Origin of the sequence: Paraburkholderia sp. 40, assembly GCF_050434105.1 — a bacterium.
GTDB lineage: Bacteria > Pseudomonadota > Gammaproteobacteria > Burkholderiales > Burkholderiaceae > Paraburkholderia > Paraburkholderia tuberum.
The window spans coordinates 1,113,048-1,124,484 of record NZ_JBNPVY010000004.1 but is presented as its reverse complement, the minus strand read 5'-3'; the positions used below and the strand labels follow the sequence as shown (position 1 = coordinate 1,124,484).

The 11,437-nt window shown below is 65.3% G+C and carries 8 protein-coding genes and 2 pseudogenes; 6 read left to right on the top strand and 4 right to left on the bottom strand.

Annotated features, from left to right (window positions below; translation table 11 throughout):
* Positions 1–161: 161 nt before the first annotated feature.
* Positions 162–1,355 (bottom strand): urate hydroxylase PuuD, encoded by a 1,194-nt coding sequence (locus OKW28_RS26790; protein WP_429450237.1) that lies wholly within the window; start codon positions 1,353–1,355, stop codon positions 162–164.
* A 169-nt stretch (positions 1,356–1,524) separates the two neighbouring features.
* Entirely contained in the window at positions 1,525–1,878 is a 354-nt protein-coding gene (uraH, locus tag OKW28_RS26785) for a hydroxyisourate hydrolase (protein ID WP_429450235.1), read from the bottom strand.
* A gap of 456 nt (positions 1,879–2,334) precedes the next feature.
* On the opposite strand from uraH, the pseudogene OKW28_RS26780 reads away from it, so the two are divergent.
* A pseudogene (locus tag OKW28_RS26780) lies at positions 2,335–3,814 on the top strand (8-oxoguanine deaminase).
* A 95-nt stretch (positions 3,815–3,909) separates the two neighbouring features.
* On the opposite strand, the gene OKW28_RS26775 reads toward OKW28_RS26780, so the two are convergent.
* Positions 3,910–4,842, bottom strand: coding sequence for a LysR substrate-binding domain-containing protein (locus tag OKW28_RS26775; protein ID WP_429450233.1), 933 nt, complete (start codon positions 4,840–4,842; stop codon positions 3,910–3,912).
* A 281-nt stretch (positions 4,843–5,123) separates the two neighbouring features.
* Between OKW28_RS26775 and OKW28_RS26770 the strand changes: the two genes are divergently transcribed.
* The 4 genes from OKW28_RS26770 to OKW28_RS26755 all read left to right on the top strand — a co-directional run bounded on the left by OKW28_RS26770 (position 5,124) and on the right by OKW28_RS26755 (position 10,049).
* Positions 5,124–6,722 carry an ABC transporter ATP-binding protein gene (locus tag OKW28_RS26770; RefSeq protein WP_429450231.1) on the top strand — a complete coding sequence of 533 codons (1,599 nt, stop codon included), beginning with the start codon at positions 5,124–5,126 and terminating at the stop codon, positions 6,720–6,722.
* 93 nt (positions 6,723–6,815) lie between these two features.
* Positions 6,816–7,922, top strand: coding sequence for an ABC transporter permease (locus OKW28_RS26765; RefSeq protein ID WP_429454465.1), 1,107 nt, complete (start codon positions 6,816–6,818; stop codon positions 7,920–7,922).
* Between the two features lie 39 nt (positions 7,923–7,961).
* Entirely contained in the window at positions 7,962–8,891 is a 930-nt protein-coding gene (locus OKW28_RS26760; RefSeq protein WP_090800507.1) for an ABC transporter permease, read from the top strand.
* Positions 8,892–8,954: 63 nt separating this feature from the next.
* Complete coding sequence (locus OKW28_RS26755) at positions 8,955–10,049, top strand: BMP family ABC transporter substrate-binding protein (protein ID WP_184003916.1); 1,095 nt, start codon at positions 8,955–8,957, stop codon at positions 10,047–10,049.
* Positions 10,050–10,158: 109 nt separating this feature from the next.
* Here the strand turns inward: OKW28_RS26755 and OKW28_RS26750 are convergent, their stop codons facing one another.
* Entirely contained in the window at positions 10,159–10,368 is a 210-nt protein-coding gene (locus OKW28_RS26750; protein WP_429450229.1) for a dodecin, read from the bottom strand.
* A 297-nt stretch (positions 10,369–10,665) separates the two neighbouring features.
* On the opposite strand from OKW28_RS26750, the pseudogene OKW28_RS26745 reads away from it, so the two are divergent.
* Positions 10,666–11,413, top strand: a pseudogene (locus OKW28_RS26745) (NAD(P)-dependent oxidoreductase).
* Positions 11,414–11,437: the final 24 nt, after the last annotated feature.

The window sequence follows — 11,437 nt, the reverse complement described above, 5'->3', positions numbered from 1 at the left end:
GCCGATTTTTGTAGCCCAAGGGCGACAAACTCCGATTATCGATCTCGCTGACCGCACACGTCACCTTCCCAAACAACAACGGGCTTGCCGCTCTCGCGACAAGCCCGCTTCGCACCCCAGCCTCTGCCTCGGCACCGGCTCCGTGATCCGGACAGACGTCCTTACTTCGCCGCGCCGCCTTCGAACCACGCGGCGATCTTCATCCGCTCGTCGTCGGTCATATGCGTGACGTTGCCGAGCGGCATCGCCTTCAACGTGACCGCCTGCTGGTAAATGCGCTGCGCGTTCTGCGAAATTTCGTCGGGCGTATCCATCAGCACGCCGGCGGGCGCGCTGCCCATCATCGTCGGATGCGCGGAGTGGCAGGCCACGCAGCGCTGCTGCAGCACCGGCGCGATGTCGGCGACCTTCAGCGTCGGCGCGTTGGCGGCCTGCGCCTGCGGCACCACCGGACGCGGCATGGTCCACGCGAGTGCCGTGCACATCAGCGCGACGCCGACGAGCGGCAGATACCACAACACCTGGCCGCGATGGCGCATCACGAAGAACTGACGGATCAGCGCGCCGGCCAGCATGATGACGACGAGCACCGCCCAGTTGTACGGATGCGTGTAGGTCATCGCGTAGTGGTTCGACAGCATCGCGAACACGACCGGCAGCGTGAAATACGTGTTGTGCACCGAGCGCTGTTTGCCGCGCTTACCGTAGATCGGGTTCGGCGTGTCGCCCTTCAGCATCGCGTCGACCATCTTGCGCTGGCCCGGAATGATCACGAAGAACACGTTGGCCGACATGATCGTCGCGAGCATCGCGCCCATGATCAGATACGCTGCGCGGCCCGCGAAGATATGGCAGGCGAGATACGCCGCGATCAGCACATAAACGCCGACGCAGATGCCGAGAAGTTTGTCGCGTGTGCCGAGAACGCGGCACAGCGAGTCGTAGACGATCCAGCCGGCCGCGAGGAAACCGATCGCCGAGGCGACGGCGACCACCGGCCCCATGTCGAGCACGTTCCTGTCGATCAGGTAGGTGCTCGGCGAGAACAGATACAGCACGGTAAAGAGACCGAAGCCCGACAGCCACGTCGTGTACGACGGCCATTTCGACCAGTGCAGGTCGTCGGGCATTTCGGGCGGCGCGACCGTGTACTTCTGCATGTTGTAGAAGCCGCCGCCATGCACGTGCCACAGCTCGCCGAACACGCCGCGGCGGCGCTGGTTCGGATCGCTCGGCGGTTTCAGGCTGTTGTCGAGCGCGACGAAATAGAACGATTCGCCGATCCATGCAATGGCGGCGACGACGTGGAACCAGCGAATCGCGAGGTTCAACCAGTCGGTGATAAAGCCTTCCATGAAACTCCTCCACTTCTGATTCGTTGCGCGCGCGATGACGTTCGACGTCGTCGGTCATCGCGCCGACTGCGGATAGAAGACGCAGCGCGGTTGTTATGGGTATCGCGGGGCGCTCGTGCCTGTTCGGGTCTATTCGTGCCGGTTCGGACGCGGCTCGCATCCAGCAGGGCTAGCTGCCCCGATACGTGCTGTACGAAAACGGCGACACCAGCAGCGGCACGTGATAGTGCGCGTCGGCATCGGCGACGCCGAAGCGCAGCACGACGCGATCGACGAAGCGTGGTTCCGGTACCTTCGTGCCGAGCGACGCGAAGTAGTTGCCCGCGCCGAACACGAGTTCGTACTCGCCCACGACGAGCGCGTCGCCTTCGAGCAGCGGCTCGTCGCAGCGGCCGTCGTGATTGGTGACCGTGGTTTTGAGCGCGCGGCGCGTGTCGCCCGCGAGCGCGAAGAGTTCGACCTTGATGCCTGCGCCGGGACGGCCGTTCGCGGTGTCGAGCACGTGGGTAGTGAGCTTGCCCATTCGCAATTGTCCTTGTGTGAATGCGAGGTGTCGGCGGCGGCCCGATCCATTACGTTTGCGGCGGATCGAGGCTCCACGTCAGTGGCTACATACCCGTCGGCGAATCGAAGCGAGCGCCGTGGCAGCCATTGTAGAAAGGATGCTCTGTCCCGAGCGCGAGCGATAGGAAAGATAATAGTTCGCGCATGATGGACAGCCAGACGAAAGCCGCGCCGGCTCATCGGCCGATCGTACCGGCGCCAAAAATGCACCACTATATTGGCGGTGTGAAGTTGGGTATCGCAACCGCGCGGGTTGTCAGCGGGATTTTGGCTACCGAAGGTAAGCGCTGTGCAGCGCGACCCACGCGAACCCGATGCGGTTCGCGCGAGGTGGCGGCGCGACACACCCGTGCAAAGGCAGGCCTTTGGCACGGAAAACCCCGAAGACGGCGACTCACGCTGGGTAACCGGGCCAATGGCGTTCAACGGAACGCGACGGCACGGTGGCGTGCCGCCGCATCGCGTTCGAACGGCTTTGCATGCAGGCAATCAGGCGGACAGACGAATGACGATGAATGAAGCACTGAAACAACCCGGTAAAACGATGCTCGTGAAGCACGCGGACGTGCTGGTCACGATGGATGACGAGCGGCGCGAACTGCGCGACGCCGGGCTGTATATCGAGGACAACCGGATCGTCGCGGTCGGACCGACCGCGCAACTGCCGCAATCGGCCGACCAGGTACTCGACCTGCACGGCCATCTCGTGATTCCGGGCCTCGTCAACACGCATCACCACATGTACCAGAGCCTCACGCGCGCGATTCCCGCCGCGCAGAACGCCGAGTTGTTCGGCTGGCTCACGAACCTGTACAAGGTGTGGGCGAACCTCACGCCTGACATGATCGAAGTATCGACGCTGACCGCGATGGCCGAACTGCTGCTGTCGGGCTGCACGACGTCGAGCGACCATTTGTATATCTATCCGAACGGCAGCCGTCTCGACGACAGCATCGTGGCCGCGCGCCGAATCGGCATGCGCTTTCATGCGGCGCGCGGCAGCATGAGCGTGGGACGCAAGGACGGCGGCCTGCCGCCCGATTCGGTGGTCGAGCGCGAAGCGGACATCGATGAAGGACACGCAGCGTCTGATCGAGACATATCACGACGATGGGCGCTACTCCATGCTGCGCGTCGTCGTGGCGCCGTGCTCGCCGTTTTCGGTGAGCCGCGACCTGATGCGCGAATCGGCGGCGCTCGCGCGCCAGTACGGCGTGTCGCTGCATACGCATCTGGCGGAGAACCTCAACGACGTCGCGTACAGCCGCGAGAAGTTCGGCATGACGCCGGCCGAGTATGCGCACGATCTCGGCTGGGTCGGCCATGACGTATGGCATGCGCACTGCGTGCAACTCGACGACGCGGGCATCGCGCTGTTCGCGCGCACCGGCACCGGCGTCGCGCACTGTCCGTGCTCGAACATGCGGCTCGCGTCGGGCATCGCGCCGGTCAAGCGCATGCGGCTCGCGGGCGTGCCGGTTGGGCTCGGCGTCGACGGCTCGGCGTCGAACGACGGTGCGCAGATGGTCGCCGAAGTGCGCCAGGCGCTGCTGCTGCAGCGCGTCGGTTTTGGGCCCGATGCGATGACCGCACGCGAGGCGCTCGAAATCGCGACCCTGGGTGGTGCGCGCGTGCTCAATCGCGACGACATCGGCGCGCTCGCGCCCGGCATGGCCGCGGATTTCGTCGCGTTCGATCTGCGTGAGCCGCATTTTGCCGGCGCGCTGCACGATCCGGTGGCGGCTCTGGTATTCTGCGCGCCGTCGCAGGTCAGCTATAGCGTGATCGACGGCAAGGTGGTGGTGAAGAATGGGCAGTTGGCGACGCTCGAACTCGGGCCGGTGATCGAGCGGCATAACGCGCTCGCGCAGCAGCTTTACGAGGCGGCCGCTTGAGCTCGAGCGGAAGGGGCGGCGCTCGCGCCGCGCGCAAGCCGCGAGTCGCTGATCCGTGAGCGGTGGCGCCAGTGCGATCGGCGCCGCATGCGGCGTCAGGGCTTGTCGATCAACGTCCGGGTCGCCTCGCCAACCACGCCGCGCAGCCAGCGCACTTCGTCGGAGTAATGCACGCGCTCGTGCCACAGCTGGTAGTACTGCATCGGCGGGAAGTCGAGCGGCGCGGGCATCACGGTCAGCGGCAGAAACTTCGCGTAGTAGTCGGCAAAGAGGCGCGTCGTCGTGAAGATCAGGTCGGACTTGATCAGCACGTACGGCGCCAGATTGAAGTAGGGCAGCGTGACGACCACATGGCGCTTGAGCCGCTCGCGCGCGAGATGCACGTCGATCGCGCCGCGCTGGCCGACCGAATACGGCGTCGGCGCGAGGTGTGGCGCGTTCAGGTACTGGTCGAGCGTGAGCCCGCCGCGTTTGGCGAACGGATGCGTGTTGCTCATCAGGCAGACGATCTGATCGACGAACAGGTTCGACAGATGCAACTGCTCGGGCGGCTCCGGCCAGTTGCCGACCACGATGTCGAGCTTGCCGTCCTCGAGCGCGAGTTCGTAGTCGAACGCGGGGCCGAGCGAATGGAATTCGAGCGTCGCGTTCGGTGCGGCCTTGCGGAAACGTTCGACGACCGTCGGCACGAACAGTACGTTCAGATAGTCGGGACAGCCGATCCGGTAGCAGCGGATCGACGTGGCCGGATCGAAGTTGTGCTGCTGGAACTTGATGCGCTCGATTTCGCGCAGCGCGTTCTGCACCGGTTCGAGCAGGCGCAGACCGTACTCGGTCGGCACCATGCCGGACTTGCCGCGCACCAGCAGCGGGTCGCCGGTGATGTCGCGCAGACGGCGCAGCGCCGCGCTGATGGCGGGTTGGGACTGGTTCAGTTTGACGGCGGCGCGGGTGACGCTGCGCTCCATCAGTAGCGTGTGCAACACGCGCAGCAGGTACGTGTCGATCGCCTCGCGTTGCTGGCTCATGGATTCTCCAAATATATGTTCTGGCTGATCGAACGAGCGTGGGGGTATACGCGTTTTAATATGGACGAAAAACGGCGTCAAGGGCGACATACCCGCAGAGCTTGTAGCGGCGGGGGTTTGCGGAAATTTTGTCAACTCGACTGAGTGGGGCGAATTAGGTATTGTCATCCGGTTGTGGTGACGGATCGCCCGCCGGCGGGCAGGACCGATAGTCCGCAATCCGGCGGCAAGCAGGCGGCAAGCAGGCGGCAAGCAGCGTCACGAACGCACTACGGAATCTCATGAGCGACACTCCACTTAGCGACGACGCGCAACTCACCGGCCAGGCGGTGCCTCGGCTCGCGCTGACGGGCATCACGAAGCAGTACCCGGCCGTGCGCGCCAACGACGATGTCACGCTCGTCGTCGCGCCTGGCGAAATCCATGCGGTGCTTGGTGAGAACGGCGCGGGCAAAAGCACGCTGATGAAGATCATCTACGGCGCGGTGCGACCCGACGCCGGCGAGATCCGTTGGGAAGGCGAGACGGTCGACATCGCGAGTCCGGCCGCTGCGCGCAAGCTCGGCGTCGGCATGGTGTTCCAGCACTTCTCGCTGTTCGAGACGCTGACGGTCGGCGAAAACATCGCGCTCGCGCTCGACGAACCGTTCGATCTGAAGACGTTGGCGAAACGCATTCGCGAGGTGTCGGCCGACTACGGGCTCGACATCGATCCGCAGCGGCATGTCCACAGCCTCACCGTCGGCGAGCGGCAGCGTGTCGAAATCGTGCGCTGCCTGCTGCAGAGTCCGCGTCTGTTGATCATGGACGAACCGACCTCGGTGCTGACGCCGCAGGCGGTCCGCAAGCTCTTCGCGACGCTGCGCCGGCTCGCGGCCGAGGGCTGCAGCATCCTCTACATCAGCCACAAGCTCGACGAAATCCAGGAGTTGTGCGACACCGCGACGGTGATGCGCGGCGGTCGCGTGACCGGCCATGTGACGCCGAAGAACGAGACGCATGCATCGCTCGCGCAGTTGATGGTCGGCCACTCGCTGCCGGACTACACGCGGCGCGAGCACAAGCCGGGCGCGGTGCTGCTCGATGTCAGGCAGTTGTCGGTCGCGAGCGACGATCCGTTCGGCACCTCGTTGCGCGACGTGTCGTTCAGCGTGCATGCGGGCGAGATCTTCGGCATTGCCGGTGTGTCGGGCAACGGGCAGGCGGAACTGCTCGCGGCGTTGTCCGGCGAGAAGCGCGCTGAAAAACGCAGCCTGCCGGCCGATGCGATCACGATCTGCGGCAAACCGGCCGCGCGCCTCGGCGCGGGCGCGCGGCGCGCGCTCGGCTTCGGCTTCGTGCCCGAAGAGCGGCTCGGCCGCGGCGCGGTGCCGGCGATGAGCCTCGCCGACAACGCGCTGCTCACCGCGCATCGGCAGAGCATGGTCAACTCGGGCTGGATCAAAACGGGTGTGATGCGCGCATTCGCGAAGCGCTGCATCGACGCGTTCGACGTGCGCTGCGGCGGCCCCGACGCGCTCGCGCAAAGTCTGTCGGGCGGCAATCTGCAGAAATACATCATGGGCCGCGAGATTTTGCAGGCGCCGAAGGTGCTCGTGGTCGCGCAGCCGACGTGGGGCGTCGATGTCGGCGCGTCGGCGTTCATCCGTCAGCAACTGCTCGATCTGTCGGCGCGCGGCGTTGCGATTCTGGTGATCTCGGAGGAACTGGAAGAGCTGTTCGATATCTGCGATCGCATCGCGGTGCTCGCGGGCGGGCGGCTTTCGCCGGTGCGCGCGACCGGTGCGACCAACGCCGAGGAAATCGGCCGCTGGATGGCGGGGCTGTTCGGCGACCGCGAGGGTGCGGCGCCCGCGGCGGATCAGCCGGCGCATGCATGAGGCGAGGCGTTGCCCGCCGGCCACGCCAGGACGCTAACCACGCACGCGAATGCGGACCCTGAAGAACAGAACCCGAACAAATACACGCTACCCATGATGCTTCCCTATCGACTCGAAGCCCGCACGTCGCCGTCGCGCACGATGCAGCTCGCCGTGCCGCTGATCGCCGCGTTGCTGACGCTCGCGATCGGCTTCCTGATCTTCGGCCTCGTCGGCCGCGACCCGTTGCAGGCGATGCACGGGTTCTTCATCGAGCCGCTGTCGAGCACCAACGGCTGGTCGGAGCTGCTGCTGAAGGCGTCGCCGTTGTGCCTGATCGGCCTCGGTCTCGCGATCGGCTATCGCGCGAACGTGTGGAACATCGGCGCCGAAGGGCAGATGCTGCTCGGCGGCATCGCGGCGAGCGGCGTCGCGATCTATTTCGATCAGGCGAGCGGCTGGTGGATCCTGCCGACCATGATGGCGGCCGGCATCCTCGGCGGCATGGCGTGGGCCGCGATTCCCGCGTTTCTGAAGAGCCGCTTCAATACCAACGAGATTCTCGTGAGCCTGATGCTCACGTACGTCGCGACGCAACTGCTGATCTATCTCGTGAGCGGCCCGTGGCGCGATCCGCAGGGCATGAACTTCCCGCTGTCGGAGATGTTCAGCGGCGACGCGCTGTTTCCGACGCTGTATGGCGACTGGCACTGGAAATTTCTGCGTGGCACGCGCCTGAACGCGTCCGTGTTCCTCACGCTGATCGCGATTCCGCTCGTCTGGCTGTTCATGCGCAAGAGCTTCGCGGGCTACCGGATGAACGTCGGCGGACTTGCGCCGCTCGCCGCGCGTTACGCCGGTTTCTCCGACAAGAAGACGATCTGGACGTCGCTGCTGATTAGCGGCGGCCTCGCGGGCCTCGCCGGTATGGGCGAAATCGCCGGTCCGATCGGCCAGTTGCAGGCGACGTGGTCGCCGGGCTACGGCTTCACCGCGATCATCGTCGTGTTCGTCGGCAGGCTGCATCCGCTCGGCATCGTGCTCGCCAGTCTGCTGATGGCGTTGCTGTATCTTGGCGGCGAAGCGGTGCAGACCTCGATGCAATTGCCGCAGGCGCTCTCGGGCGTGTTCCAGGGGCTGCTGCTGTTCTGCCTGCTCGGCGCCGACCTGTTCGTGAACTACCGCGTGCGGCGCCGCTCGGCCGCAGCAGTGGCTCGTTAAGTTTGCCAATAAGCTCGCTAATCCGCTTTCAGACTCGATATGGATATCCAGCAAGCCAGCGCGCTCACGTCGAGCGCGATCACCGCGTCGATCCCGTTGATGTTCGCGGGCGCCGGCGAACTCGTCGCCGAAAAATCGGGCGTACTCAATCTTGGTGTGGAAGGGATGATGCTGATGGGCGCCGTCAGCGGCTACGCGGTCACGTCGATCACCGGCAGCCCGTGGCTCGGCGTGCTCGCCGCGATCGGCGCCGGTCTCGCGATGTCGCTGCTGTTCGCGTTCCTCACGCTGACGATGCTCGCCAACCAGGTCGCGACCGGCCTGTCGCTGACGATCTTCGGCATCGGGCTGTCCGCGTACGTCGGCAAGCCGTACACGTCGGCGGCGGTGCGCGCGACGATCGATACATGGACGATCCCCGGCCTGTCGAACATCCCGGTGCTCGGCCCGGCGCTGTTTACCCTCACCCCGCTCGATTACCTCGCGTTCCTGATGTTCGCCGCGATCGGCTGGTTCCTCTATCGCACGCGCGCGGGACTCGTGCTGCGCTCGGTCGGCGAATCGCCGCAGGTCGCGCATTCGGTCGGCTTTCCGGTGGTCGGCGTGCGCTATGGGGCGGTCGCGTTCGGCGGCGGCATGGCGGGGCTCGCGGGCGGCTACTATTCGATCGTCAATCTGCACCTGTGGCAGGAGAACCTGACCTCGGGCCGCGGCTGGATCGCGCTCGCGCTCGTGGTGTTCGCGACGTGGCGCCCTGGGCGACTGCTGATCGGCTCGCTGCTGTTCGGCGCGGTGACGGGGCTGCAGTTCTATGCGCAGGCGATCGGTGTGCCGGTGCCGACGCAGTTCCTCGCGATGCTGCCGTACGTCGCGACGATCGTCGTGCTCGCGCTGATCTCGCGCAATCCGAACACGATTCGCCTGAATGCACCCGCGTCGCTCGGCAAGCCGTTTTTCTCGGCGGGCTGACGGCGACACAGGTTCTTTATCGATCCGCTCAAACTATTCGCTCATTACGACAGGGGAAAAAACATGAAGAGAAGAAATCTGCTGACCGCTTTCGCTTGGGGTGCGGCGTCGCTGGCGCTTGCGGCGCCGCTCGCGCAAACCGCGCAGGCCGCTGACGTGCCGGGCGTCGCGTTCGTCTATCTCGGCAATCCGGGCGATGCCGGCTGGACCTTCGCGCACGATCAGGGCTCGCGGGAAGCCGAAGCGAAGTTCGGCAACAGGATCAAGATCACGCGCGTCGAGAACGTGCCCGAATCGGCCGACTCCGAGCGCGTGTTCCGCGATCTCGCGAACAAGGGCAACAAGATCATCTTCGGCACGAGCTTCGGCTTCCAGGACTTCCAGCTCAAGGTCGCCAAGGACTTCCCGGACACCATCTTCCTGCACGCGACCGGCTACAAGAAGGCGCCGAACTTCGGCACCTACGACGTGCGCATGTACCAGGGCGCGTATCTGGCCGGCGTCGCCGCGGGCTACGTGACGAAGAGCAACACGCTCGGCTTCGTCGCGTCGGTGCCGATTCCGGAAGTGGTGCGCAACATCAACGCGTTCACGCTCGGCGCGCGCTCGGTGAATCCGAAGGTGCATACGAAGGTGATCTGGATCAACAGCTGGTTCGATCCGGGCAAGGAAAAGCAGGCCGCCGAAACGCTGATCGGCCAGGGCGCCGACGTGCTGCTGCAGAACACCGATTCGAGCGCGACGCTCGCGACCGCGTCGGAGAAGCACGTGCACGCGTTCGGCTGGGATTCGGACATGAAGAAGTTCGGTCCTGATGCGCATCTCGGCTCGGTCGTCGCGCACTGGGGCGTGTACTACAGCGCGGTGATCCAGCAGGTGCTCGACGGCAAGTGGAAGAACGATCCGGTGTGGTGGGGCATTCCGCAGAAGGCTGTCAACCTCGAGGACCTGAACACGTCGGCGATTCCGGCCGATGGGCAGAAGCAGGTTGCCGCGAAGCGCGACGAACTCGCGAGCGGCAAGCGCGACGTGTTCACGGGCCCGATCAAGGATCAGTCGGGCACGGTGAAGGTGCCTGAAGGCAAGACGCTGACCGATGCGGAACTGCAGCGCCTGAACTGGTACGTGGAGGGTGTCGACGGGTCGCTGCCGAAGTAAATCGGGCGGTCCGTTGTTGAAAAAAAGCTGCGTCCAGCCCAGCCTGGACGCAGCTTTTCTGTTTGCGGCTTGCGCGTGGCAACGGGCAAGCGTGTCGTGCGGTCGCCGCTCAGTCCTCGATGCGCAGGCCGACCTTCAGCGTTACCTGCCAGTACGCGACCTGGCCGTTCTCGATCTGGCCGCGCGTTTCCGTGACCTCGAACCAGTGCAGATTGCGCAGCGTTTCCGACGCTTTGGCAATCGCGGTGGTGATCGCGTCGTCGATCGATTTCTTCGACGAACCGGTCAGTTCGATCTTCTTGTAAACGTGTTCTGACATGAGTTCCTCCTTGGTGTGCGCCGCTGGTCAGTAAAACGCTGCTCGGAAACGTGCATGGAAAAAAGTATAGGCAACGGTTCGCGCAGTCCGACGGACATATGCGTCCTCGCCAGCGCAATCGCCTGCGCGGCGGATCAGACGTCGCCGCTCGAACCATCGATACCGCACATCGCATGCCCGGTATCGCGCGACTTCAGCGCGGGGCGCGGTCGCTATCATCTGTACGCAACATAAGCCATTCAATCTGATAGCCGACGAGGTTCGAACGTGGAAACTGGTTTTTGCGGCCCCGGTCTGATGGGCGCGCCGATGATCCGGGCGGCGGTCGAGCAGATTGTGTTCGGCCCGGCGGGGCTGCTCGATGGCGGCCCTGCGGCGCCGCGCCGCATGCGCTGGATCGTCGATCATTCGAGCATTGCGCCGGCCGCGACGCGCGCGCTGGCGCGGCGGGTGACGGATTTCGGCGAGGCGGGCGGCGCGGCGGCCGGCGCGGCGGGCACGGGAACCTCTCGGGATGGCGCTTCGATTGGCTGGATCGACGCGCCGGTTTCGGGCGGCGTCGCCGGCGCCACAGCGGGCACGCTCGCGATCATGGCCGGCGGCGCCGCCAGCGATCTCGCAGCGGTGCGCCCCTTGCTCGATGCCTATGCCGCCCGCGTCACGCACATGGGCGAGGTCGGCGCCGGGCAAACCGCGAAGCTCTGCAATCAGGCGATCGTCACCGCGACCGTCGCCGCGATCACCGAAGCGGTGAGCCTCGCGCAGCGCAGCGGCATCGACGCCGCGAGGCTGCCCGAGGCGCTCGCCGGCGGCTCGGCCGATTCGGTGTTGCTGCGGACTTTCGTACCGCGCATGACGCAAAGCGGGCTCGCGCCGATCGGCGCGTTGCGCACATTCCAGAAGGACGTCGATACGGTCGCGGCGACCGCCTGAGACCGGCACGCCGATGCCGGTCGCGTCGACGGTCCAGCAATTGCTGCGACTGGGTGCCGCGATGGGGCTCGAGCGGGTGACGCGGGCCGCGCCGGAACAACTGTCGGGTTGAAATCTCCAAACCTGCTAAAATGTC